Raw genomic sequence first — 24,098 nt, 5'->3', positions numbered from 1 at the left:
GACAGCGTCGGGGTTTTTTATTGGTGTCGACGGTACAACCGCACACCCAGACGCAAATCGTCCAGGTAGTCTTCGCTGTCAGCGACAAACCCCGTTACGCCATCCCACCCGTCATCACCGACCTCAAACACCGCCAGTGCTGGCGCGGCCTTTCCTTCAACTTCAAAGCGAGCAAGGTAGCGCCGTCGCACGACGGCCTTCTGTTGGGCATACATCCATTCCAGATGCACCCAGACCTCATCAGGCTCACGCAATGCCTGGGCAACTAGGAGCAACGTTTGCTCGCGCCCACGCTTCTGCACCTTGAGCTGGCCGGTGCGTTTTACGGTGAACATATCCCGGCCGATCACTACTGCATCCCCGATCACGTCCTTGAACAGTGCGGGTGCGTTTTGTTTGGCACCGAACTCGCTAAGGAAACGATCTACATAGGCATCGTCAGTCAGACCGGACGGCAGTAGCTGACTGGCAGGCACTGACCGAGGCGCTGGTAAAAGATCACCAGGGCGGCGATTAGGCAGACCCGCGCCGTGCGCGCTGACGGGCTTGCTCGCCAGCTCGGGCAGCGGATCATGCGCACGCATAGGCGGGACAGCATCAGATAAGCGCGAGCGACCGGGTGCGTATTCAAAGCCCGGATCGATGCCTTTTGGGACACGGACAGTGCGCGGGCCTTCGGGGCTATTCTTGCCAATGACCCGATCTTCCCATTCAATTTCCGGCGCTGGACCGATCTTTAGACCTTGGCGCTCAACATCTCTGGCCGACAGCATGAACTTTTTGCACTTACAGCCCCAGCCGTTTTGTGGTGTGTGTGTCGACCACCATGCGTCATCAAGCGGCAGGGTGGTGCCGTTCCAGGACAGATGCATAGGTCTCGGGTGGGCGCTGTCGCCATGGCGATACAACCCATAGGGGCGGCGCTTGCGCAGTTCTGGGTCGGCCATCTGCTGTTCACGACCAGCGTTGTAAGACTGGCGCAGGTTGGTTTCCCAGATGACGTTTGTTCGCCAGCCACGTTCGCCACGGTACTGCCAGCCGTGCTTGCCCACGACCTGATCGAAGTCCTTGCGGAATTGCTCAAGGGTGGTTCCGGTGGCAATGGATTTTTCGACGGCGCCGCGCAGATCGGCCAGCAGGTCACGCTTGACCGCACCAGCCACAACAAAGGCATAGTCATGTTCGGCGTTGTAGATATCGGTCCAGGCGCGGGTCGGGAGGTTTACCTTGCCCTTGAAGTAATCGATCTGTTCCTTGAATGGCAGGGAGCCATGGGAGACTGCCATTACAAGCCCCTCAAGATGTCATCACGCCCCGCCAGACTGGCAGCCGTCAGGCCGTCAGCAATCGCATCATTCAATTGGCTGGTTGTCATCGCCGGATAGACTTCAATCAATCGATCCCGAAACTCTTCCAAGCTGCTCACCTGGTCGAGCAAGGCCTTGATTTCCTCAACCATGTCATCAATTGGCACTGCCGCACCGGTCTCCAGCGTTCGCACCTGGTTATCCACGATGTCACGCACGGCGGGTACTTTCGTTGGCGCCTGCTCCTTGTTGAGAGCCTGCGCCAAAGGTCGCGTCAAATCGGGTGCTGGAGCGCCGAGCAGATCTGCTCCCTCGGCCGGAGATGGCAAGTTGAGTTTGTCCCTGATGACGGATTGCTCGACCTTCAAACCTAAAGGCACAAGCTTTTCCAGGGCCGTGATCAATAACTTGGTGTCTTCTGGCTGCGGTACGTCGATGATTAGGCGGGGGTATGGACGACCTGGTGCAAAGTTCAGATCGCACCAGGGGCGCACAAACCAGCGATTCAACGTGTTGGATTCGGCCTTGGCATCAGCTTGCAGCAGATCCAATCGGACCTCGTTATGGATCGTAGCCTGGGCTTGGCTAGAGCCATCGTCAGTGGACATGGTCTGGCCGACCACCGCCTTGCTGACCTGCTTATCCCACCATTCGGCCAAGCCCTTGAAGAAGTCACCCGCGCCACTGACGTTGGCGGCCTGGGTAAAGTCAATGCGCATGCTGTCCGGAATCACCGCTGCGGCATCGCTGCCGAGGTTGGCCACCGCCGACATCAGGGTGCTGATGTCTTCCTTGCTGGCACCTGCGCCATACCGACCAACACGCATCGGCATACCGAAGATGTCAGCAAAACCCATCCAGTCCTTCCAGGTCCAGGCTTTACACATATAGCCCACGGCTGCTAAACGGGCCAGACCACCCCGGATCGGCAGGCCAGAACGGATGCGAGGCAGATGCACAATGAATTTGTATGGTGCCAAGGCAACGCCATTGACCGGATCAGCCTCATCGAGCAGGCGCAGTTCCCGGCCGGCGTCACGGTCGAACTGGAAGAAGCGTTGATCACGGGGCTCGAAACGCTCCGGATTCCAGGTCTTGCCGCTACGGTCCCACATGATTTCTGAGACGGCATAGCCCTTGCCCATGGCATCCGTCAGGTCAGCTTGCAGCTCGCCAAACTCGGGAGAATCAACCAACTCCTTGAGCTGATCGGCCCGGCGCACGTCCTCTGGATCGTCGCTGGCTGCCTCGACCCGAACGGACAACCCTGCCACTGCCAGCTTGCGGGTGCCCAACACCGAGGCGTAATGAAGGTCGCGCTCTTCCATTTCCTCGGCAAGGGTCAGGTAGTCATTGGCCGATCCTTCGGCGGCGGCGCGCAGAATACTCGCCAACCGTTGAGGTGTCAGGCCGCTGGCCACCGACTGGTGCCAAACTTGGCGAATGCCGGTAGTGCGGGCTGCAGCCAACTCTTCGGTGAGTTTGTCGTACTGGATCGGGCGACCGTACTGGTCGACGATGCGGGAATCAGCCATTACCAAATGCCTTTCGTGGAGCGCCACCCGCCACCCAGTTTGATCTCACGATCATGCTCGGTGGCTGGCTGGACTCGGTGATATTCAAAGATCTCGACATCCTGGCGGGACGCATAGTCCGCCAGTACGGCCGCGATACCAGCGTCGCCGTGACGCTTAGGTCCGGACTTCTCGCCCTTTTCGTTGGTGCGTTTTTCCGGGATACGGGCTACGCCCTTGACCATCCGAAAGGCGCGCACGTCGCTCACCACGTCCTTGTCGGCCGGGATGTCGTAGAAGGTGTCATCTTCCAAAGCGGCTTTAAACGGCGGCATGTTGTCGCGATACCAGCCCTCGGTGAGCATCACCCTTTCAATACGGTTGAAGCCGAACTCGATGGCAGTGTCCTCGGACATTTGCGAGCCGTTGCCCCTGGCGTCGTCTGCACCTTTGAGGAAGTTGGGTAGGCGACGAATGATGTAAAACTTAATCTGGAGCTGTTGCTTGAACGGCACGTTACGCAGCTCGACCACAAAGGGCGTGCGTTTGCGCAGGTTTTGTTCTTTGAGCAACGGCCAGAAGACCGAAAGGTCGCCGGAGCGGCCAAAGTCCATGCCGTAGAAACTCTGGACATCCAGCGGAATGGCCCTGAGCAGCGGCAGCAAGTGCTCTTCACACCACTCCAGGGACTCAGCCAGGCGCAAGTGTTCAGGCAAGATCTCGTAACCCTGCGGGTAGGCCAGGCGCAGCACAGGTACTTCGCGATTGCTGCGCTGCTCGACCAGGGCCATGCTGAGGAATGCACCGCCGCCCTGGGACGGCACACAATCCAGCTCTTCGTCGGCCGCGTCGCCGTAGAAGTCATAGACGTCCTGGACCCAAGCGGCCTCTTCCTTGGGCTTGTATTCAATGCCTTTACGCAGACAGACCCGCTGATACAGTCCATCGGTCACGGCATCGCGAAACTCGCAACGAAACAGCTCGCCCTTACGTTTGCCCGCACGGATATCGTTGATCAACTCATTGAAGGCGTTTTCGGTGCCGTCGTGGGTGCTGATGACATGGACTTCACCACCCCAGATCAGCAGCGCCAGCGCGGCTTTCAGCAGCTCGGCCAGATCCTGGTGGAATGCAGCCTCATCGATCACGACCACGCCCTGACGGCCACGCAGGTTGGACGGCCGACTGGTGAGTGCGACGATGCGGTGTCCGCTGGGAAACACGATGGTGTAAGTCTTGATGTGTTTGTCGGGATCGCTGTCCGGCCAGATGCCTTCCTCAATTTCCCCGGCCGCATAGTTGAACGCTCGCGACCACATGGCACAGGCCTGGATGTATTCGACCGTCATGTCCTGGTTGTAGCCTAGGTAGTACACGGTCTGGCCACCGGCTGGTTTTTCGGCGGCGGCGACCAGAACGTTGTCCGCCGCTTCCGCCCAGGTCAAACCAATACGACGTGACTTCTCGCCGACCTTGAGCGGCGCACGAATACCGATCCACTCTTTCTGGTAATCGAGCAGGACGGCCGGGGCTGCGGTACTGGCGGTGTTGTCCAGGATTAGGGGAAGGCTCATTAGGCCGCCATCCCAAGGATTTCGCGGCGAATTTCGTTGACCGTCTCCTGATTAAGGCCACCTTTCTTGGCGATTTTCTCCACGCGGGCAGCCGCTGCCTCGGCCTTCTCGCGGAACTCGGCCTGCCATTTCTTCTGGGCAATGGACGCTTTGCCCAGTTCGGCGACTGCCTTGGCAACCTTGGGCAGATCCATGGTTTTGCCGTCACTCATCAGCAACTTGAACAGGTGCTCCTGGACGAGACGCATCAGAGCTTCGTTGACAGCCCCTTCCTCATCAGGTGCCGCTTCGACCACCGCTTTGGCCTGTTCGCTGGCGACCTTTAGTGCAGAGAGTTTGGACTCAAAGTCCTGGCCGTAGCGATGTAGCGCGGACTTGCTGATGGCAAAACCCTGCGCCATCAATTCGCTGGCCAGGCTTTCATATTCGCTGAAGTTGTTTTCGGCCAGGGCTTTGTCCAGCCAGGCTTTGACCGCCTTGGGCAGACTAGAGACTTTGCTGCGCGGGGGCATGGCTTAGCTCCAGTATTTTTCCGGCCGGGCAATGCCGGGATTACAAGGGATGGTGTACTCCGCAATGTCCACACCGTAGTGGGTCAGGCCACAGATCCACACGCCGCTAGGCTTCTTATCCAGCGTCACCAGACTACGGTCGGCCAGGTAGTCGAGTTCTCGGCGCAGTTCCATGGTGGTGGCGTCGGGGTAAATACCCTGGATGGTCGACAACACAACGACTTCATGTGGGTCGACAGGGCGGGAGGTATCCAGAGTTTTGATGATGTACCAGCGCAGGGACTCCCGGCGCGCCTTGGCAGCGTCAATGTTCATGCTTCAGTCCTTTCAATTGAACGGTTTCTAGCTTGAGTGCCAAGGCATCAAGCTTGGCCTCGATCACGGTTTGGCCGCGCACGTAGTCTTCCCGGCGCACGTAGTGCACAGGCATGTCTCCCCGCAGCCGCTCAAACGATATCTCCAGCGTGCGCAGGCGTTCGCTGTCCTTATCCGCCATGGCGAAACGTTGATCCAGGCGGCGCTCCATCTGCATGACCATCATTTTTACCAACCCGGCGAATGCGCCGAGAATGGTTACGGCGATGCCCACCAACTGCCACGCAGGCATTTCAATCGTCGTCATCGGCGGCTCCGTTTTTCGCGATGCGTTTGGCACTGCGCGCAAAGTTGCACACCTGGTATGGCCACACGGCGTTGTTCCGGGATTGGCATGTCGCAATCCTCTCCTGTGCAGAACTCGGCCGAGGGGCCGGTCAATACTTCACGTTGTGCCAAATGTGCCGCCAAGGAGGTTTCGTTGTGGATTGCCTCCAGGTGGCTGGCAAAGTCAGTTACTTCCATTAAGTGTCCAGTCGATCAGGCGGTTGAGCTGAACCCGGCAGGTACTGTGCAGCTCGCCATTGCGGATCTGGTTGGCGAGGACAAGGGACTGGGTAACACCCGAGTCGAGGCTGTCAGCGGCTCGGGCTCCGTTGGGCGCCGTAGTAGCTCCGCTGGGGGCTTGCTGGGTTTGCTGGGCAGGCATTGAGGTGTTGATTCCGTTGGCGTTGTTCCACACGCGGACAAAACCAACAGTGAACACACCAGCAGGCCGAGGCTCAGGCGGCGATTCAAGGGTGCGGCGATACAGGGTTGTGACACGGGTGATCTCTCCATTGAGTTGATCGGTGGTTTTACGGAGCCTTGCCCTGGAATCGGCGAGCTGAGTGGCGAGCTGATCACCACGATCTTGCTCGGTGCGCAGATTTTCGAGCGCCGTTGCGGCGTCCTTGGCTGTCGCTTCGGCGATGTTTTGCTGTTCCTGGGAATGCTTCAGGCGCAGCTTGGCGATGGAGGTTTCTCCCTCACCCTGAGCCTTGGCATAGCCTTGCTCGTAGCCGTCCTGCCAGTTGAGATGCAGGCCGAGTACAACCGCCGCAATGACGGCCACATACCAGGTTGCGGGTTTGAGTAAGTCGAGCAAGCCGGTCATTGGCACACCCCTTGGCCCCAGTCGGCGGCGATGTACAAAGGCTCCCAGCGACGCAGGATCAGTTGCGGGTACTGGCGGTTTTCTTTGAAGTTGGAAGCCGAGCGCCCGGCGTTGTGACGCTCGACCGAGTTGAACCAGGTCAGCGGATCGGCGCCCTTTGCCGATGCCAACTTGCGGTCACGGATAACCCACCCCAGCCCGCCGTTATAGGCAGAAAGGATCAACGCCCCTTGTTCGCAGGGGCTGCGCGCCTGGATGCGAGTCGCCAGCCAGCGGTCGTAGCTGACAAGAGCCTGCATAGACCAAACCGGGTTGTACGGTTCGACTTTGCCGAGGGCCTTGGGGAACAACTCAGCGAGCCAGGTGGCGGTCGTGGGCATTACTTGGCCCAAGCCTTGCGCACCAACGGGCGACTTCGCATCGAAACGCCAGCGGCTTTCCTGGTGGATCTGTGCGGCAAATGTTGCCACCGGAGCATCAAGGCCCCATTCGGCCTGGGCGATGCGGGTCAGGTCGCGGCGATAGCGCTCGGCCTGGACGGGGATCTCGGCATGCGCGGGTACGCAGGCTGCCATCCCAACCAGAGTGGCCAGCGATGCCGCACCTATATATAGAAGGATTCGCCGCATCGTCAGAGCCCCAAGGTCAGGCCGAGGACGCAGGCCAGGACGACCAGGGCGCGGCGAATACCTGCCCAGGAGCGTTCATAGTGCCGCACCATGTTCGGACGGGCATAAGGGAACAGAGCGCGGTCGATCCAGTAGCCGAGCACGCCACCCAGCGTGACCAGGCCACATTTATAGAGAACGACCGGCAGCTTAGTCGGCGCGACGATGGCCAGGCAGGCCAGCAGTGCAATGGTGATCAGTGTCCAGTCGGTCATACGTGGCGCACGCGGGCGCCGCTTCGGGAAGTGAAAGGTCATTGAGTGGCTCGCGGTGAGTTCATGGACGCCCGAAGTGCGGCCAAGTGATGGGCTGCTACGACGGGATTGCCGAGCACACGAACGGGCTCGCAATAGTCGGCAAGTGCGGGGGTTGCTTCGGTTCTTACATGGGGGCGTAACTTCTCTCGCTGGCTAACTTTCTGCCGAATGCGTTCGTCACCCTGCGCTACATGAGCCTGCACCAGGAGCAGCCAGTCGGCTGGCACCTTGTCCCACAGCACCGAACGAGCGGCGTCGCTCCCAGCAGACAGAATGAGCTGCGCATACTGACGCGGCATCCGAGGGCGGGTTACTTTGGGGGAAGCGGGTATTGAACGCATGGTGCGAACCTGCCGTTGAGGGAACGGTACAAGCTTCGCGCGTACGAGGAGGTGCGTGAGTATCAGCGGGGTTTAAGAAAAACCCCGCTCGGTGGCGGGGCTACAAAGGTATTCACGAATCCTGGATTAACTCGGCCCCAGCAAGCCGGAGTCCCGACTAGATTGAATTGTCTTGTATGCACCAATGTGGGTAAGGCCACTTTCCCCGGCACTTGGAATTCTAAGTGTCAGATACATTGACAGAACAGATCCGCAATCCCAGTCTTTCTTGCCGTCACCAAGAGAGCTGAAAACCACATCAAGTAGCTCGTAGTGAGTAATCGGAATATTGGCCGCGTCCAGCTTTTTCCGCGCCATGACGATCATGTTCCCAATGTTCTCTGCTTCTTGGCCCTGTGAGAGATTGTTATGGCAGAGCTGAGTTGCACGCTCAGTCATCTCAAGTAACTGTTCTTTTCTTTCGACAGTTAGTGCGATGCCGCGCTCCTGGTCTTTTTCTGCAAAGACATTTGCGATAAAGGAGTTTGTGTATTCCTGAGCGTAAACACCTGAGTTCATCCCTAGCAGTAAAGCCAGCGCCACAATTTTCCTTTTCATTAGTGCAAAGTCCCTTCGTCAAAACCAAATAGGTCGGGCTCGTTCCTACGATGCAGAACCCGTTGTCTGCGGATGATGTCATAAACCGTCTGGTTGGCAAGGTCGTACTTACGCACCAGGACAGGGATCTTAGTACCGTTATCTATCCAATCGCGGTAGATCGCGGCGTCACGCATGGCGCGCTTCAGTGCGTCTCCCCTTGGCAGGTAGATCACGCTACCGCCCATGGCGGAACAGATGGCGAACACCACATGGCGGGCCAGCTCGGCGGCGGTGGACTCCGGCCCCATCTCAGCTACCAGCTTCGATTCGGCAATCTCGACCATCTCACGCAACGAGCCTTCCCAACGGGAAAGCACCGTAGGGTCTTGCATGTTTGCCAGCACCTTGTTGGCGTCTAGGTTGTCGATATCGCCTGGGAACAGATCGTCGCTCATCGCACAGGCCTCCCGTGGCGTTTGGCGTCATAGGTCAAAGCTGAGACTAGTTTCACCAGCTGACCCGGATCACACCACTCCACGCGCTCGACGTTGAACATGCGCATAGCCATGCCGTCGGCATACGCCCAGGAGCGTTTTGCCTCGGCGAGAAACGCCTCAATCTTGCCAACCAGCTTTGCCCGATCTGGTGCAGCGGCTGGCTTCTTTCGGCCGGGCTTGGCTGCTGAAGGCTTCCAACCCAACCGCTCAAATTCTGCCAGCACTTTACCCGTCGTGCGCGGGTTCAGATCCTTGGCCGAGCGCACACCCGCGACACGGAAAAGCAGTGAACGATAGATTTCATCGTCCAGGCCAAGGTCCTTCTTTGCAATATGGATCTTGCTCAGATCCATGTTTCTTCGGCTCATATGGATATCCCTTTGATCAGTTTACGAAAGGCCGCCGGGTTGCTTCGGGAAAGGTCTGCCACTCGGTGTATCACGATGGTCAGCGCGTGGTCCCGTTCATCGAAGTCACCCGCATGCCGGATCTGCTCCAGCGCACGGGTGGTGCCAATGAAGACTTCCATCTTCAACTTGTTGGCGCCCATGGCCTGGCGTTTGTCTCTATTGCGTTTGCGTTCGGCCTGTTTACGTTCGCGGGCTAGGCGGGTCTTGCGTGCAGCGGGTGTTTCGTCTGTCATAAAGTGGCTGCTCATCAGTACCGGATCACCACATCCGGCAGACCGCCCCGGCGTACCAGGTCGGTTTCGCTCAGTTCAGGGCTAGCAATTCTTGGCCGTTGACACCGTGGTTAAGGCGGACATCGCCTGCCGCGAGAACGCCGCGCATAGCGTCAGTCAGGGCACGCACACCGTTACCGTTGCTGGCGTTGCGGTCGCGGCAATCAAGCTTTTCAGTCTCGGAATGGTGCTTAAGCATGTACGCCGCTGTTGCCGGTGAAGGCTCATCGTTGCCAGCAAACGCCATGACCTGCTGACGCACTGCCGACACCCAGGCGCCGCAGAACACGTCAGCGCGCTTGGTCTTAGTCGCAGGCTTGCAGCGCTTCAACTGAGTTCCTATGAAGTCACGGCGGGACTGGCGGACTTGGCGCAGTAACAAGGCCATGGTGTAGCTGGCCAGCTCGGCCAGTTCGCCGATAAAGCGCCATTCACCGATGCCCGCCATGAACAGGACTTTGCAGGCGTAGGCCTGGGTTACTGCGCCCACCAGGTTGGCTTCCCATTGCGGCGGGGTCATTTTTGAACCGCTACGGGCGGCGCATTCGAATACCTCGGAGAGTTGAATATCCGACTCTTCAAGGCGGTACTTTTCCATCAAAGCGCGGGCCTGGCGCATTGCAGTAGCGGCTTCGTGCGGGTTATCGCTTGCTGCCAGGCGCAGCAGCTTCTTGATTTTGTCTAAGGCTTTGCTGTGGTCCATAACGTCCGATCTCAAGGTTTCAGGTGTGCTGGTATGTGTTTGTGGCTAAGCGATAGCGGCGGCTGGCACGGCCTCACGGAAGCGTGAAGGGCTCCAGTCGCAAGACTCATCAGCGGGGATGTGGCCGAACATCAACGTGCAGCGGCGGCAATGCACGCAGTCGCCGCAAGTCTTTCCCTCGGGTAAATTCATTTGGTCTTCGTCGCTTACCGACCGCCTCAGCGGATCTCGTTGCTCGCTCATGACTCTCTCCATCTTTTCCTCGGCTGCTCATCAGTACCAGGCAACCACGCCTGGCAGACCACCCCGGATGGCCGGGGTGGTTTCGCTCAATGAAGAGTTTGCGTACTCGGTTGCAGACGGCAGGCTGGAATCGATCCGAGAATTCGCTCGCCTGCGACCAGGTCGAACACGGTGCGGTACATACGTACGGCGGCGGTCTGGATATGCTGGCCGAAGGCAGTAGTGGGCACGCCTGCCATATCTACGTTGACCGAGGGCTTGCCTTGTTCGTCGCGACAGTCTTCAAAGGTGATGGTGATCTTGGCCATGGGGACTCCTATCGTTGCTTGTGGAAGGTAATGTGGTAATCGCGGGCGATCTGCCGCACGCGCTTTTCGGTCATATGAAGCTTGCGGGCGATCCAGTTGGGGGCATCGCCCAAGGCGGCGGCAGCCATAACCAGTGCCGCCTCCTTTTGATCAGCCCGGTCATCCAGATCTGACGGGATGTTTGGCACAGGAATGGCCTCAACCGACGTTGCGGCAGGAGCGAACAGATGGGCATAAACCGGCGACCGCTCGGCGTTGATGGTGAACGTCGCAGGGGCATCGCTCATCCGATACCCGACTTGCTCAATCTCACCGCCTGCTGCCAAAAAGGCGGCGGTCAGACGCTCCAGGTTGGCGCGCTCGATCTCGTGTTGCGGCGATTGCAGCGGCAGAGGATCTTTGGTTGTGTCGTGAAAGCGCTGCATGGTCAGACCCCCAGCGCTCGGAAGCCGGCTTGATTGCTTTTGGCAAGCCACTGGATGAAACGCGCAACGGCGGTGATGCCTTCGCGCTGGTTTTCGGCTTCTGGCACACCTGGAACAAAGAGCGTTTCGTTGTCATGGCGGGACAGGCGAGCATTCCCAGTAATGATTTCGCGGACTGTTTGTTCTTCACCTGTAGCGAGCGCGATAGCTCCCTCTGGAAGGGTGACGCCGAAGTCGATATGACCGGAAGCAAAGCAATAGGCGGTGATGGTTTTTTTCATTTCAAACTCCCGCGATATCGAGGCTGATAGGTTCGTATTGGTCGGTATCACCAACACGCTGATAGACGCGGATGTACGACTTGGAGCCAACCACCTGGCAGGCATCGCCAATGGCCTGCATGGCGCGCTGCCAGCGTTCATCGGTGATTTCCATACGACGCAGGGCCAGCACGCGAGCGGTGCGGATATCGCCTTTCTGGTCAGTTCGAAAGGCGTCATTCACCAAGGTGACCACTTCGGGGCGAGCCCCTTCGGTCCAGTCGCGCAGGCACTCGTCGATCAGGGCGCGGGCTGCCTGCAAACGCTCGTCAAAGGCAATGCTCTCCTGAACGGCGCGCATGATCTTGAAGCGCCCATCGAAGCTGATCAGGCTGACGTTGCCTTTCTTGCCGCCGATCTGGGCGCCGTACTGCTCAGCGCTGAGTTCGACAAAGGCTTCGATATCACCAAAAGCGGAAGCCTTGAACTTCGCCAGCACGTCGCTGGCGGCGCGAGCTTTTTCAACCAGACCCAGTACCAAGGCGTCTCGCTCCAGGTCGATAGGTTTGATCATGCTTTCCGGGATGAGTCGCTTTTGCGCGTCTACGCGGTAGCCTTCGGGGATGGATTGTTGTTGTGCGTTCATTGCAGGGTTCCTTAGTGGAGAGTCAGACGCGACCATTCGGAAGGTCGGGAAGCGCTAATGGGTTCGCGCCATTCCAGGGTCACGCCCTGGAACAACACGCTGTAACGAGTGCTACCGGCCGTAGCGTGACGCGTGTAGCCGTTGCGAGAGGCCCGACCAAGCAAGCGCTGTCCATCTTCGTGGCCAATGACCAGGAGGTTGTCAGCCGGGTGAAAGGCCAGTACGCGAATGCCATCTGCCTGCAAGCTGCGGGCGGCAGCATTGAAGACGCGCAGACGGTCGGCCAGCGTCGGGGTCAACACTTTCAATGGGGTGCGGCTAGTGGAGGCGAGCATGGGCGTTCTCCTGATTGCAGCAGTCGGGGTTAATGGGGCAGTGCTGGCAGGCGCGCCAGTGCTGCATCGCCTGCGGGTTGTGGGTCGGTGCCGGTTTTTCGCGATAGCTTTGGCACTGATCGGTGGTGACCGTCCCGCCAAGGGCGACACAATCAATTCGGCCGAGCGTTTCCATCACGCGACGCTCAACACCAGCAGTGCTAGGAGAGCTGTAACGGTTAGAAAGGATCAGGCTGACAGCCGTGCGGCTCATGCCGATGCGTTGGCTGGCCTTGGTCTTGTTGGTGGCAGCTACTTCAGCAGCAAGCAGGCGCACGAACAGCGGCGCGTCATGGCCCCAGGCTGCAAGGTTGATTTGGTTCATTCGGCGACCTCCTGATCAGCCTTACGCCAAACCACCTGGTCCAAGTTAGGGTCGTAGACCTGATTGAAGTCGCGCTGGTAGATCGGATGCTTGGGGCCGGTGTACCGCGAAGGGATCAAGCGGAAGCGGGTTTTCACACCAGGTGTACCGCCACTGCGTGTCAGGTAGCCAGCCTTCGCTAGGCCCGACAGATACACCTGCGCGCCGAACTCGCTGATTGATACGCCGTTGACGCTGGCAGCGGCTGCGGCCTCGGCCGCGCTGAATTCACCCAAGATGCGCAACGCCCGCCAGATGTTCTCGGCCCCGCCTGCATACTTAGAAACCTTGCCGCTTCGGCTGATGCTAGGGGCTTCAACGCCTTCGTCTTTCAGCAGGGTCCATTCGGCATCGAGACGACCGACGTTACGCACTTTGCTGACAATTCCTGCTTTTTCCATGTCTCTGAAATAGGCACGCACGGCTTGATCGTCTTGCTGCGATTTGCGCGCAACCGCATAAGTCGTCAGTTCTTTGGGGCTGGCGTTTACTGCGCGGATGGCTTCCCAAATGTGCTGGCGTGGGGACTTTCCACCAACCATTACTAGATCGGCTCTGACTCTTGGCATCCCTCAAGCCCTCCGCGACGGCGCTTCGCCGGTAAACCAGCCGTCTGCGCCCCAAGCAGCAAGATCGATGCGGTCGATGCAGCGGGCCTGGGCTTCGCTGTAGACCTTGTAGAGGTTGACGGCAACGCGGCGCAGACAGCCGTTGACCTTTTTACGCAGGTCGTCCAACAGATCATCTGCAAAATGCAATTTTGGATAGCTGGCTTCGGCCAGGGCGCGCAGATCGTCGAGGGTGGCGCGTTGTGCGGGCACCCACTCCAATACGCGGTTATGCAGACGTTCCAGCTTGGCAAGGCTGTTCGGCACTCGCTCTTCACCAATTAGGACGATGGTCCCTTCGCTGGCGTTGTAGATGTCCGTCAGCACGTTGGCGACGGCCTTTTCTAGCAGGTATTGGACGTCGTCGATCAGCAGCGGGCGGCCGCTGCGGGACAACTGCTCGGCGATCTGGTCAACCATGACCGACAGCGTCGGGGCGGGCTGGATACTCATCTCGCGCAAAATGGCGTGCAAGAAAGCTTTTTTGCTCCAGGTATCGCGGCACTCGACGTAATAGGCGCGGTGCTGGTTGGCGGCGAATGCAGCGCCAACGCTTTTGCCCAACCCACTCGGGCCATACATCACCACCAATCCAGGTAACCCCGCTGGCCGGTTATGAGTCCGGGCGATGGCTGCGGACAACAGGCCGACATTGGTCAATGGAACAATCTTGGTAACACTCATGTGAAGCTCCTTAAGGTGGTTAAGCGCGTTGCTCGGCGAACGCGAACATCTGCTGTATCGATGTGAAATCTGGGTGTTGCGGGTAACGGGAATGCCATTGCGTTTCTTCGGGCGTCAGCGTCTCGCCGCTTGTGAGGCGTGCGTCGAGTTGATTCCAGAAGCGATAGCGGGCGGTTGGGTCGGTTGGCAGGTCGAAGGTTTTGGCCTTCGGCGCTGCCAGTTCGGCGAAGCGTCTGGCTTCGGCCATTTGCTCAAGACTGAGCTGTGCTGACGGGGCGGGGGTTGGCGCGATCATTTCGACGCGCTTGCCGGTAAGGGTTTCTATCTTGTCGATGGCGCGCTTCATCTGGCCGCTTTCGCGCTTGTCGTATGCCTTTTCAATCATGGCTTTCGGCATGTAGTCGCTGGCGTTGCCGTCGATTAGGGCTTCGCCGATCAAGTCGCCATCCAGAGTGCGGACCCAAACGCGGGACGCATCACGAACGTCGTAGGCCAAGCGGATTTCATCGCCATGAAAGTTGCGTAAGGCGTCCAGGAAGTAGGTTTCGCCCGCCCAGGTGACTTCGCCACGACGCGTTGGACGTATCACTTGCGGGCGCGATAGGTCATTCAGCAGTTCGGCCGGAGCGACTATCGGCTCCCAGCCTTCGGCGCGGGCAGCGTCCCAGGCTTCATTGGGGCTCATGTGGCGAAGCTTGCCGGTGACTGGATCGCGGAATTTGGCGAGCCCCCGGTGCGGGCTGTTGTTATAGGTGTCGATCTCATATTCGACACCAGCCATGAACTCGGCGAAGGTCGGAATCAAGCGAGTGCGTCCGGTTTCGCGCAGCTCTTTGCGGCCGATCCGATGCACTTTGGTGCCCGCATGCTTGTCCATGTCGGCGCCGATGTAACTGGTCAGCTTCTTGGCAGCGTTGACCCATATCGTCTGGTGGGAGCGCTCAATCAGTCCCCGCGCCTGGCTGTTGTAAGGCAAGGCGTGGGTCATGGTGCCACCGAGACGGTCGACCACTTCGCGCACGGTGTCGTTGGCAAAGCCGGAACCGTTGTCGACGTAGAACATGGCAAACATGCCGTGTTGCATGGCATCGCGCAGCGCATCCATAACGCCGATGGTCGACTCGGCCTCGCCGATGGAGATACCCAGCGCCTTGCGGGTGGCGACATCGAGGACGGTGGTAGCTTCCGGCCGGTAAGGTTTGCCGGTGCGCGGGTTCAACACCTCGGCGTCGAACTTGTGGCCGTCGGCGGTGAACACGTCGCAGGGATACATGTTCTTGGTGGTCCGGCGCTTGAACGGTTGCAGCGCTTTGAGTTCCTGCGGAGTACGACGACCACGCTCGCGGGCTTCGGCGCTCAGCTTATTAAGGAAGCGGCGAACGACATGGATGCTTGGGCGTTCGGCCGGATGCTTGAGGGCGAACTCGGCGTAGGCCGCTTCGACGCTGGGCTTGGTCGGGCGTTGGTAGCAAGTCAGGAACGCGGCTGACCATGCAGGTAGACTCAAGTCTTTCTGTCGACGGGCTGGCGCCAGGCCGGTTTCACCCTCTTTGCGGTAGTCGGCAAGCCAGCGTTTGAGGGTGCGCTCGCTCAGGGAGCGGTCGCCGGTGGTACGGTCGTTGGCGCGCAGAACGAGTCCGGTCAGGTACGGTGTGAGCTGTTCAGCTTTTGCCAGGGATACCAGGGTGTCGATGGCGCGTTGCTGGCTTATGGTGTGGCTCATGCGCTCAATTTCACGCACGAAGGCCAGGCGAGCGGTCATCACCGAGCGTTGATCTTCGTTCAAGCGTGACGCTGAAATAGCGTCACGCTGAGTAGGTATCAACTCCATTACAGACGAAGGTTCTGGCGCCGTTTCGGCGATGGTTGCGGTGATCAACGCGGCTTGGGTTTCTTGAGGCAGCGCGGCGAATCGGTACTCGACGGCCTTACTCCCGAGTCGGCCTTGGCCTTCCCAGCCTTCGCGTTTGGCGCGCAGTTGAATTGCTCGCTCTGTACCTGGCATGCCAGGAAGGCCAGCCAACTCACGGGCGGAGTACCAGTTATGCATGGTTGTCACCGACGCCAAGCACCTTTTTCAGCTCGCGGGCCTTGCGTCCAGCGTCATCACGCAGCCGCTCAAGTCGACCGAGTTCGGCATTGAGGGCATCGCGTCCATAGGCCACGCGCCCACCACGTTGCTCGACCAACCAGTTGGTTAGGACGTGGCTGCTGCAAACTTCTTCCAGCAATGCCGCCCGGTAGAACGGTAGGTTGTGGTCAGTTCGAGCAGGGCTCGACCAAGCATCAAGCATGTGCTTGCTAACGTCGTCTCCAGACAGGCGAGACATGCGCGCACCGATTTCGTACCGGTCCAGATCGGAACCTTTCAGAATCTCACTGATCAGTTCACTGACCTGGGCGGCATTGTTGCCATTACCGGGGATAGCCAGAACTGGCTGTGGAACGGAGAAGATGTCTAAAGTCCGGTCGTCTTTTACCTGGCGCATGTTTAGGCCTCCGTGCCGGTTTTACGGTGTCTAAGGGCATAAGCTGAGTTATGCTCTTGGCTAGAAGTTGCGTTGTGTTCTGCGCGCTGTACCCGGACGCGATGCGGAGTGCCATTTGCATTCCAGCGCTCGGGCCACAAGTCGATAGGCTTGAGCCCCAGCGCACGGGCAATGGCTCGCTCCATGCGCGGATAAGCGGTGCGTTTGGCGTTTTTGACGGCAGTGTCGGAAACGTCCAGCTCACGCGCCAATATTGCGAGTGAACTGCCTCGGGTGCGGAGTTGGTACTTGATCCATTCCCATCGCTGGGCTGGATCAAGAGGGATTTCGGTTTTGTTCATGCCTAACGTCCATTCATTACCACCAGGAAGGGTGGTTTTTTTGGGGTGTCTAACGTCACCTACGGCATAAACATAGCCAATAACAACTATGCGGTAAAGCGAAAAATGGCGTTTCGCTTTCCAATTTTGGCTTTATGGTGGCTAATTTTGTCTATCTCTTTGATTTATATAGCTTTATCGAGAAAGCGAAATTTCGCTTTGTCCAAGGATGGCGTTTCGTATCGCTCAATGGAGAAAGCGAAATGAGTGAGGGGCTTGCAGAGCGCATACGGCAGTGTGCCGATATAGCTGGAAGTGGCGATGAGTTGGCGCGACTAACAGCCATACCGCGCCGCACGCTTGAGTACTACCTCACTGGCCAGAGTGAGCCGAAGGTGGCGCGGTGCGTAGAGATTGCAAAAGCGGTAGGCGTCGACATCGGCTGGCTTGCGTCGGGAGAAGGGGACAAATTAAAGGGCGGTGCCGTCCAGACGGATGTAGAAGGCAAATACGCCTATGTCCCGCTGTATGACGCCCGCTGTAGCGCCGGGCATGGCGCCTGGAGCGAAGGAGCAAAGGTACTGACCCAGTTGGCGTTCACCGCCTACTCGCTTCGCAAGCAGGGCCTGGATCCAGCGCAGCTTTCGGCTATTCGCGTCGACGGTGATTCGATGCAGGGGCTGCTAAGCGACGGCGACACCGTGATGATCGATCACAGCCGCAGCTCGCTTGAGGGTGAGGCTGTCTACGTTATACGCCTGGATGACCATCTTTACGCCAAGCGACTACAGCGGCAGTTCGATGGCTCTATCCATATCATCAGCGAGAACAAGGCCTACCGCGATATGGTTGTGCCTAAGGAGCATCTGAATGATCTGGAGATAATCGGTCGCGTTGTCTGGGCTGGCGGATGGCTTTGACTGACCAGGTTTAATATCACTCTACCGAGACGGCGTTGGTGTCCGGTGCCAAAGGGTTCGCTAAATTGGCCCAGACCTCACGCCCGAACTGATTTTGATCTGTTTATTCCTTGGCGATGCTTTGGCACTGGTTCGGGATATAGTGTTTTCCTGAAACCCCTATCCCGCCTGGCCTGCCGCACTATCTCCCGCTTTGTCCCGCCTCATCCCACTGACTTCCTACCAGTGCCATATCTAGAACCTCCCCACATACACATTCTCCTGTAGGAGCTGTCGAGTGCAACGAGGCTGCGATCTTTTGATCTTCCGACTCCGGCAATCCAAAACCCGATTCGCCGTGATCTCCGCCAACATTACGCTGTTGGAAACCCAAGTAGCGCATTGCGCGATCCACCATCCAGATGAGGAAGGTTTCGTAGCTCTCATCAAGGCTGCTCAGCCCCTGGTATTCACAAATTATGATCCATAAGATCATTAATCATCATTTTACATGATTCATTGGCGGGCCTACTTTGGCGATGTCGGCGGCGTGCAACAGCCGCTGGCCTCACAACAACAAGAGATGGCTCTTATCCACCAGCAGGGGACACCCGCCATGAGCAACCAGCCAGTAGACATCGCACATTACATCCACGGACGCGCCGTGCCGGGCCAATCCGGGCGGGCGCAGAATGTCACCAACCCGGCCACCGGGTCGGTGATCGGCAAAGTGGCCCTGGCCAATGTTTCTGAGGTCGACGCCGCGGTGCAGTCGGCAGCGGCCGCGTTCCCTGCGTGGTCGGCAACGCCGCCGCTGCGTCGTGCACGCGTCATGTTCAAGTTTCTGGCGTTGCTCAACGAGCACCGTGACACTCTGGCGCGGATGATTACCACGGAGCATGGCAAGGTGTTCACCGATGCTCAGGGTGAAGTCACCCGCGGTATCGAAGTGGTCGAGTTCGCCTGTGGCATCCCGCAATTGCTCAAGGGTGACTACACCGAACAGGTCTCCACCAACATCGACAACTGGACCCTGCGCCAAGCCTTGGGTGTGGTGGTCGGTGTCACGCCGTTCAACTTCCCGGTGATGGTGCCGATGTGGATGTTCCCGGTGGCCATCGCCTGCGGCAACACCTTCGTGCTCAAGCCGAGCCCGATCGACCCTTCGCCGTCGCTGTTGATCGCCGAGCTGTTCAAGGAAGCCGGGTTGCCTGACGGTGTGTTCAACGTGGTGCAGGGCGATAAAGAAGCTGTGGATGCGCTGCTCGATCACCCGGACGTCAAAGCCGTGAGCTTTGTCGGCTCCACACCGATTGCCAACTACATCTACGAAACCGGCGCCCGCCACGGCAAGCGTGTTCAGGCACTGGGCGGGGCGAAGAACCACATGGTGGTGATGCCCGACGCTGATATCGATCAGGTGGTCGATGCCTTGATCGGCGCGGCTTTCGGTTCTGCCGGTGAGCGCTGCATGGCAATTTCGGTGGCAGTGTTTGTCGGCGATGTGGCCGACAAGGTCATGCCGAAACTGGTGGAGCGCACCCGCACACTGAAGATTCTGCAAGGGATGAACCTGGCCGCGGAAATGGGTCCGATCGTTTCGTCTGCCGCTTTGCAACGCATCACCGGCTACATCGAACAAGGCATCGCCGAGGGCGCCGAAATGCTGGTCGACGGCCGTGGCTTTGATGGCGCACAAGCCGGTGCGGATTGTGCCGACGGCTTCTGGCTCGGTGGCACGATTTTCGACCACGTCACGCCCGAGATGAAGATCTACAAAGAGGAAATCTTCGGCCCGGTGCTGGCGTGCATGCGCGTCAAGGATTTTGCCGAGGCGGTCGACCTGGTCAACGCCCACGAATTCGGCAACGGCACGGCCTGCTACACCCGTGACGGCCACATCGCCCGTGAGTTCGCCACGCGTATTCAGGTGGGCATGGTCGGCATCAACGTGCCGATTCCGGTGCCGATGGCGTGGCACGGTTTTGGCGGCTGGAAGCGCTCGCTGTTCGGTGACATGCACGCGTATGGCGAAGAGGGCGTGCGGTTCTACACCAAGCAGAAATCAGTCATGCAGCGCTGGCCGAACAGCATCGCCAAGGGTGCCGAATTTGCCATGCCGACTTCCAAATAGACTTTGACGTTTTCGGGTTGGAAGGCGTGCTGGCGCGGGCTTGTACGCCATTCTTCTTGTCCCGGGGGGCGAGCTCTTCGCTCCCGATTTTTTTCCCAGAGGAATCGCGATGCCATTGCTCAAGTTCGATGTTATCCGGGGTCGCACTGATGAACAGCTGCGCACCTTGCTCGATGCGGCACACCTGGCGATGGTCGATGCGTTCGAGGTGCCCTTCAGTGATCGCTATCAAAGCGTCACGCAACACGCGGCGGGAGAGTTGATCCTGCACGACACCGGGTTGGGTTACCCCCGCTCGGCCAACGTGGTCCTGTTGACGGTGATTTCACGACCGCGCTCCCAGGCGCAGAAGGTCACCTTTTACCGTTTGCTGGCCGAGCAACTGCAAGTCGATTGCGACCTGTCCCCGGACGACCTGATCGTTTCGCTGGTGGAAAACAGCGATGCAGACTGGTCGTTCGGACGGGGGCGGGCGCAGTTTTTAACCGCAGAGCTTTAGCGCTCTCCCATCAAGTCCAGGTGCCTTCATGTCCAATCCTCTGTTGTCCCTTTTGAACATTGAACTGCCGATCATTCAGTCGCCGATGGTCGGCGTTTCCACTCCAAAACTCGCCGCAGCGGTATCGAATGCCGGCGGGCTCGGTTCGATCGGCATCGGCGCGAGTAACGTCGAACAGGCGCGGGCCATGCTGCGCGAGACGGCGGCGCTGACGGACAAACCCTTCAACGTGAATGTGTTCTGTCATGAGCCTGCCGTTCCGAACGCCGAGCGCGAAACGCAATGGCTGACGTTTCTCGCGCCGTACTTTGCGGAGTTCGACGCCCCTGCACCAACGGCATTGCGGGAGATCTACACCTCGTTCGTCGAAGACACCGACATGCTGCACTTGCTGCTGGAAGAAAAACCCGCAGTGATCAGTTTCCACTTCGGCTTGCCGCCGCAGCCGGCCATCGATGCACTCAAGGACGCCGGTATCGTGCTGTTGTGTTCCGTGACCAACTTGGCCGAAGCGCAAATGGCGGAACGCGCCGGCGTGCACGCGCTGGTGGCGCAAGGTTATGAGGCGGGAGGGCATCGCGGGGTGTTCGATCCGCAACGGGACAGCGAGATGGGCACATTTGCCCTGGTGCGTGTGCTGACCGAGGCGTGTGGGCTGCCGGTGATTGCGGCGGGCGGAATCATGGACGGCGCGGGGATCAGCGCCGTCATGCAACTGGGCGCCAGTGCTGCGCAATTGGGCACGGCGTTTATCCTGTGCCCCGAATCCTCCGCCAACAGCGCCTATCGCGAAGCCCTGAAAGGTCCGCGTGCCCATCAGACGCAGGTGACCAGTGTCATCTCCGGTCGGCCTGCCCGGGGCATGGTCAATCGCAACTTCAGCAGCCTTGAGGCGAATGCCCCGGCCCTGCCGGACTATCCAATCGCCTACGACGCCAACAAAGCGCTCAACGCCGCAGCCGCCACCAAGACCAACACGGACTTCGCCGTGCAGTGGGCCGGGCAGGGCGCGCCACTGGCTCGGGAAATGCCGGCGGCGGCATTGGTGAAGTTGCTAGCGCAGGAGTTGAAGTAGCGCAGCACTCTAATCGCTGTCTTCCCGGCGATTGGTTTTGTACTGCCGAGGATCAATGCCCCATTTACGCAGACGTGAGGCCAGCGTCGTCGGCTTCAGGCCCAGAAGTTCAGCCGCACCGCCTTCACCGGAAACTTTGCCACCGGTGCGTTTGAGCATGGCCATGGCATTGAGCCTGAGTTGACGTTGCAGGTCTTCATCGCGCACTGGCTCACTGACCTCTGGCGGTTGAGCGCTTACCGGTGCGCGCAGGCGTGAGCCGGTCGACAGCAGGTCATCGAAGCGCAAGCGGCCATCCTGCGAGACGATGATCTGCCGCTCGATCACGTTTTCCAGTTCGCGGATGTTGCCCGGCCATGGGTAGCGCTTGAGCACTTCGACCTGTGCCAGTGGCAGCCGCACCCCCGGTTTGTTGAAGGCCTGGCAGGCGCGTTCGAGGAAGTGGCCGGCCAGTAACGGGATATCGCCGAGCCGTTCGCGAAGGGGCACTGAACGCACCGGAAACACGTTCAAGCGAAAGTACAGGTCTTCACGGAACGTGCCAGCCCCGATCATTTCCCGCAGGTCGCGGTTGGTGGCGGCAATCACCCGCACATCCACGGCGCGGGTCAGGTTGTCACCCACGCGTTCGAACTGTTGGTCTTGCAGTACGCGCAGCAATTTACTTTGCAGTTCCAGCGGAATCTCGCCCACTTCATCGAGAAACAGTGTGCCGCCGTCCGCCAGTTCGAAACGTCCCACGCGGTCGTTGACGGCACCGGTAAACGCGCCTTTGACGTGGCCGAAAAACTCGCTTTCGAACAGGTCCCGCGGGATCGCTGCGCAGTTGACGCGGATCAGCGGGCGGTCGCTGCGGCGGCTGCTGGCGTGGATGGCCCGGGCGATCAGCTCTTTGCCGGTGCCGGATTCCCCGGTGACCAATACGTTGGCGTCGGTCGGGGCCACCAGTTCGATCTGACGGATCAGGTGCAGCACCGCCGGGCTGTCGCCGACAATTTCGTGGTGATTGCGCTCCGCCTTGATCTCTTCCTGCAGGTACTGGTTTTCCAGTTCCAGGCGCAGCTTCAGTTGCTCGACTTCGTTCAGCGCCTCGCGCAGTCGGGATTCAGCCCGTTGCCGTTCGCGGATGTCGCGGAACAACACCACCGCGCCCACCAGTCGGCCCATCTCGAAGATTGGCGTGCTGGTGTATTCGACGGGGATCGCCTCGCCGTTTTTGTGCCAGAACACTTCGTTATCGACGCGGTGCACCTGACCGTCGCTGAATGAGGCGTGGATGGAACATTGCTGCACTTCAAAAAGACTGCCGTCACTGTGGCTGTGGTGAAAGAGCAGGTGGGCGTCATGGCCCACCATGTCGCCGGCGCTCCAGCCGAGAATCCGCTCGGCCGCCGGGTTGATGAACGTGGTTTGCCCATGGGCGTCGAGCCCGTAGATGCCTTCGCCCACAGCGCCCAGGATCAACCGGTTCTGCCGTTCGATCCGTTCGAAAACCTGAGTGATCCGCTCCCAGCCGACATGCCCCAGCCGGTGTTGGCGGCGGGCCTCCGAGCGATTGCGGCGGGTCTCCAGCACGTCGCGGTCCTGAATCATCAGCAGGATGCGTTGGCCATCGTCCAGCGCCCGGGCGCTGACCTCAACCGCATGATGCTTGCGCGCCAGGTCGATCAGGCCGAGGTCGTCGGACCAGGCCTCGCCCTGGGTCAGCACCTCATCGGTGAAGCTGACCCATAGCGCAATCCCGTTCCCCAGAAAGTGGCTAAAGCGCGCAAGGGCGCTCGCGTTCTGCGCATAGCCGAGCAAGGCCAGACCGGCCGCGTTGACCTGGACCAGTGCGTCCGATTCCGGGTCCACCACCAGCATGGCGAGTGGGGAGTGGGCGGCGGCAGAAGCGTCGATGGCGATGGGCATGATCCGGAGCGTCCTGAGTGTCGAGCGGGGGCGAAGCGACACGGGAAATATACGAAATATCGTGATTAATTTAACCAAGTTTCGTGAATGACGATATTTCGTTAATTTTTTCTGTTGTCTCATTGATCTAAATAAGTAACTAAATCAACGGCATAAGTTTGTTTTTCAACTTGGCACGACTCTCGCTATTGCTCTTTTGTCGCCAAACACTCTGAGAGATTCGCACCATGAACAAACTCGAAATGCACCACACCGTCATGGCCGCCAAGGCCCGCAAGGAAATGACCTGGGACCGCCTGAGCGATCTGGTGGGCAAGGCCCCGGTGTGGCTGGCCTCGGTCTGCTACGGCATGAACAGCGCTACGCCGGATGTCGCCGCGCGAATTTGCGAGGTGCTCGAACTGGGCGAAGACGTCGCCTTGACCATGACCGAGTTTCCCGTCAAAGGCTGGGACAAGATTGTGCCGCAAGACCCGTTGATCTATCGCTTGTACGAAGTGGTCGGCGTGTACGGTCCGACCCTTAAAGACGTGATCCAGGAAAAATTCGGTGACGGCATCATGAGCGCCATCGACTTTTCCATGCACGTCGAAAAGATCGAAGACCCCAAGGGCGATCGGGTCCTGCTGACGCTCAATGGCAAGTTCCTGCCTTACCGTTCGTGGTGATCGCCAGGCGTTGAAGCCGATCCGTGAAAGAGGCGAAAACCCGTGCCAGCACCGGTGTCGCCTCTTTCAACATCCAGTCATGAGGT

At 59.1% G+C, this 24,098-nt stretch carries 32 protein-coding genes and 2 other RNA genes; 5 read left to right on the top strand and 29 right to left on the bottom strand.

Annotated elements, in window-relative coordinates; all coding sequences use genetic code 11:
- Positions 1-17: 17 nt before the first annotated feature.
- From KVG88_RS19155 to KVG88_RS19020, 28 genes are all read right to left on the bottom strand, one after another.
- Positions 18-1,286, bottom strand: coding sequence for a PBECR2 nuclease fold domain-containing protein (locus KVG88_RS19155; protein WP_217872421.1), 1,269 nt, complete (start codon positions 1,284-1,286; stop codon positions 18-20).
- Entirely contained in the window at positions 1,286-2,842 is a 1,557-nt protein-coding gene (locus KVG88_RS19150) for a DUF935 domain-containing protein (RefSeq protein WP_217872420.1), read from the bottom strand. Before KVG88_RS19150 ends, KVG88_RS19155 begins: the two co-directional genes overlap by 1 nt.
- Positions 2,842-4,395, bottom strand: coding sequence for a hypothetical protein (locus tag KVG88_RS19145; RefSeq protein ID WP_217872419.1), 1,554 nt, complete (start codon positions 4,393-4,395; stop codon positions 2,842-2,844). The genes KVG88_RS19150 and KVG88_RS19145 overlap by 1 nt, the downstream gene beginning before the upstream one ends.
- Positions 4,395-4,907, bottom strand: coding sequence for a DUF3486 family protein (locus tag KVG88_RS19140; protein ID WP_217872418.1), 513 nt, complete (start codon positions 4,905-4,907; stop codon positions 4,395-4,397). Before KVG88_RS19140 ends, KVG88_RS19145 begins: the two co-directional genes overlap by 1 nt.
- Before the next feature lie 3 nt (positions 4,908-4,910).
- Positions 4,911-5,222 (bottom strand): hypothetical protein, encoded by a 312-nt coding sequence (locus KVG88_RS19135; protein WP_217872417.1) that lies wholly within the window; start codon positions 5,220-5,222, stop codon positions 4,911-4,913.
- Complete coding sequence (locus KVG88_RS19130; RefSeq protein WP_217872416.1) at positions 5,212-5,529, bottom strand: hypothetical protein; 318 nt, start codon at positions 5,527-5,529, stop codon at positions 5,212-5,214. Before KVG88_RS19130 ends, KVG88_RS19135 begins: the two co-directional genes overlap by 11 nt.
- The gene (locus KVG88_RS31275; RefSeq protein WP_225934077.1) at positions 5,526-5,618 is read right to left on the bottom strand and encodes a TraR/DksA C4-type zinc finger protein; all 93 of its coding nucleotides are present in this window, start codon (positions 5,616-5,618) and stop codon (positions 5,526-5,528) included. The genes KVG88_RS19130 and KVG88_RS31275 overlap by 4 nt, the downstream gene beginning before the upstream one ends.
- 115 nt (positions 5,619-5,733) lie before the next feature.
- Positions 5,734-6,378, bottom strand: coding sequence for a DNA-packaging protein (locus tag KVG88_RS19120; protein WP_217872414.1), 645 nt, complete (start codon positions 6,376-6,378; stop codon positions 5,734-5,736).
- Entirely contained in the window at positions 6,375-6,953 is a 579-nt protein-coding gene (locus KVG88_RS19115; RefSeq protein WP_437179953.1) for a transglycosylase SLT domain-containing protein, read from the bottom strand. The genes KVG88_RS19120 and KVG88_RS19115 overlap by 4 nt, the downstream gene beginning before the upstream one ends.
- A 56-nt stretch (positions 6,954-7,009) precedes the next feature.
- On the bottom strand, positions 7,010-7,261 hold the full coding sequence (locus KVG88_RS19110) for a putative holin (protein WP_217872412.1): 252 nt from the start codon (positions 7,259-7,261) through the stop codon (positions 7,010-7,012).
- Positions 7,262-7,770: 509 nt separating this feature from the next.
- On the bottom strand, positions 7,771-8,241 hold the full coding sequence (locus tag KVG88_RS19105) for a hypothetical protein (protein WP_217872411.1): 471 nt from the start codon (positions 8,239-8,241) through the stop codon (positions 7,771-7,773).
- Positions 8,241-8,678, bottom strand: coding sequence for a Mor transcription activator family protein (locus KVG88_RS19100; RefSeq protein WP_217872410.1), 438 nt, complete (start codon positions 8,676-8,678; stop codon positions 8,241-8,243). The genes KVG88_RS19105 and KVG88_RS19100 overlap by 1 nt, the downstream gene beginning before the upstream one ends.
- Positions 8,675-9,088, bottom strand: coding sequence for a gp16 family protein (locus tag KVG88_RS19095; RefSeq protein WP_217872409.1), 414 nt, complete (start codon positions 9,086-9,088; stop codon positions 8,675-8,677). The genes KVG88_RS19100 and KVG88_RS19095 overlap by 4 nt, the downstream gene beginning before the upstream one ends.
- Positions 9,085-9,363, bottom strand: coding sequence for a hypothetical protein (locus KVG88_RS19090; protein WP_217872408.1), 279 nt, complete (start codon positions 9,361-9,363; stop codon positions 9,085-9,087). Before KVG88_RS19090 ends, KVG88_RS19095 begins: the two co-directional genes overlap by 4 nt.
- A 1-nt stretch (position 9,364) precedes the next feature.
- Positions 9,365-9,435: hammerhead ribozyme type II (locus tag KVG88_RS19085), an RNA gene on the bottom strand.
- Complete coding sequence (locus tag KVG88_RS19080; protein WP_217872407.1) at positions 9,434-10,105, bottom strand: DUF2786 domain-containing protein; 672 nt, start codon at positions 10,103-10,105, stop codon at positions 9,434-9,436. The genes KVG88_RS19085 and KVG88_RS19080 overlap by 2 nt, the downstream gene beginning before the upstream one ends.
- Before the next feature lie 260 nt (positions 10,106-10,365).
- An RNA gene (locus KVG88_RS19075) (hammerhead ribozyme type II) lies at positions 10,366-10,436 on the bottom strand.
- Positions 10,435-10,656, bottom strand: a complete 222-nt coding sequence (locus tag KVG88_RS19070) for a hypothetical protein (protein WP_217872406.1) — start codon at positions 10,654-10,656, stop codon at positions 10,435-10,437. Before KVG88_RS19070 ends, KVG88_RS19075 begins: the two co-directional genes overlap by 2 nt.
- A gap of 8 nt (positions 10,657-10,664) precedes the next feature.
- Positions 10,665-11,081: a hypothetical protein gene (locus KVG88_RS19065; protein WP_217872405.1), complete on the bottom strand. Its 417-nt coding sequence runs from the start codon at positions 11,079-11,081 to the stop codon at positions 10,665-10,667.
- Positions 11,082-11,083: 2 nt separating this feature from the next.
- A complete protein-coding gene (locus KVG88_RS19060) occupies positions 11,084-11,362 on the bottom strand; it encodes a host nuclease inhibitor protein (protein WP_217872404.1) in 279 nt (92 codons plus the stop codon).
- Position 11,363: 1 nt separating this feature from the next.
- Positions 11,364-11,987 carry a DUF3164 family protein gene (locus KVG88_RS19055; protein WP_217872403.1) on the bottom strand — a complete coding sequence of 208 codons (624 nt, stop codon included), beginning with the start codon at positions 11,985-11,987 and terminating at the stop codon, positions 11,364-11,366.
- A gap of 11 nt (positions 11,988-11,998) precedes the next feature.
- Positions 11,999-12,322: a hypothetical protein gene (locus KVG88_RS19050; protein WP_217872402.1), complete on the bottom strand. Its 324-nt coding sequence runs from the start codon at positions 12,320-12,322 to the stop codon at positions 11,999-12,001.
- Positions 12,306-12,686 (bottom strand): hypothetical protein, encoded by a 381-nt coding sequence (locus KVG88_RS19045; protein ID WP_217872401.1) that lies wholly within the window; start codon positions 12,684-12,686, stop codon positions 12,306-12,308. The genes KVG88_RS19050 and KVG88_RS19045 overlap by 17 nt, the downstream gene beginning before the upstream one ends.
- Positions 12,683-13,267, bottom strand: coding sequence for a hypothetical protein (locus KVG88_RS19040; RefSeq protein WP_217872400.1), 585 nt, complete (start codon positions 13,265-13,267; stop codon positions 12,683-12,685). The genes KVG88_RS19045 and KVG88_RS19040 overlap by 4 nt, the downstream gene beginning before the upstream one ends.
- A gap of 30 nt (positions 13,268-13,297) precedes the next feature.
- Positions 13,298-14,017, bottom strand: coding sequence for an AAA family ATPase (locus KVG88_RS19035; RefSeq protein WP_217872399.1), 720 nt, complete (start codon positions 14,015-14,017; stop codon positions 13,298-13,300).
- Between the two features lie 19 nt (positions 14,018-14,036).
- A complete protein-coding gene (locus KVG88_RS19030) occupies positions 14,037-16,067 on the bottom strand; it encodes a DNA-binding protein (RefSeq protein WP_217872398.1) in 2,031 nt (676 codons plus the stop codon).
- Entirely contained in the window at positions 16,060-16,506 is a 447-nt protein-coding gene (locus tag KVG88_RS19025; protein WP_217872397.1) for a hypothetical protein, read from the bottom strand. The genes KVG88_RS19030 and KVG88_RS19025 overlap by 8 nt, the downstream gene beginning before the upstream one ends.
- A 2-nt stretch (positions 16,507-16,508) precedes the next feature.
- Complete coding sequence (locus KVG88_RS19020) at positions 16,509-16,847, bottom strand: helix-turn-helix domain-containing protein (RefSeq protein ID WP_217872396.1); 339 nt, start codon at positions 16,845-16,847, stop codon at positions 16,509-16,511.
- Positions 16,848-16,984: 137 nt separating this feature from the next.
- Between KVG88_RS19020 and KVG88_RS19015 the strand changes: the two genes are divergently transcribed.
- From KVG88_RS19015 to KVG88_RS19000, 4 genes are all read left to right on the top strand, one after another.
- Complete coding sequence (locus KVG88_RS19015) at positions 16,985-17,746, top strand: XRE family transcriptional regulator (RefSeq protein ID WP_437179952.1); 762 nt, start codon at positions 16,985-16,987, stop codon at positions 17,744-17,746.
- A gap of 595 nt (positions 17,747-18,341) precedes the next feature.
- Positions 18,342-19,859 (top strand): CoA-acylating methylmalonate-semialdehyde dehydrogenase, encoded by a 1,518-nt coding sequence (locus tag KVG88_RS19010; RefSeq protein ID WP_217872395.1) that lies wholly within the window; start codon positions 18,342-18,344, stop codon positions 19,857-19,859.
- A 109-nt stretch (positions 19,860-19,968) separates the two neighbouring features.
- Positions 19,969-20,358, top strand: a complete 390-nt coding sequence (locus tag KVG88_RS19005) for a tautomerase family protein (RefSeq protein ID WP_150700911.1) — start codon at positions 19,969-19,971, stop codon at positions 20,356-20,358.
- A gap of 28 nt (positions 20,359-20,386) precedes the next feature.
- Positions 20,387-21,433: an NAD(P)H-dependent flavin oxidoreductase gene (locus KVG88_RS19000; protein ID WP_217872394.1), complete on the top strand. Its 1,047-nt coding sequence runs from the start codon at positions 20,387-20,389 to the stop codon at positions 21,431-21,433.
- Positions 21,434-21,442: 9 nt separating this feature from the next.
- On the opposite strand, the gene KVG88_RS18995 is transcribed toward KVG88_RS19000, so the two are convergent.
- Complete coding sequence (locus tag KVG88_RS18995) at positions 21,443-23,344, bottom strand: sigma 54-interacting transcriptional regulator (RefSeq protein ID WP_217872393.1); 1,902 nt, start codon at positions 23,342-23,344, stop codon at positions 21,443-21,445.
- A gap of 227 nt (positions 23,345-23,571) precedes the next feature.
- Here KVG88_RS18995 and cynS point away from each other — a divergent pair, with 227 nt between their 5' ends.
- The gene (gene cynS, locus KVG88_RS18990) at positions 23,572-24,012 is read left to right on the top strand and encodes a cyanase (RefSeq protein WP_150700908.1); all 441 of its coding nucleotides are present in this window, start codon (positions 23,572-23,574) and stop codon (positions 24,010-24,012) included.
- Positions 24,013-24,098: the final 86 nt, after the last annotated feature.

The organism is Pseudomonas azerbaijanoccidentalis (genome assembly GCF_019145495.1).
GTDB classification, from domain to species: domain Bacteria; phylum Pseudomonadota; class Gammaproteobacteria; order Pseudomonadales; family Pseudomonadaceae; genus Aquipseudomonas; species Aquipseudomonas azerbaijanoccidentalis.
Note: the sequence above shows the minus strand (reverse complement) of the source record. Positions and strands in the feature narration are given on the sequence as shown.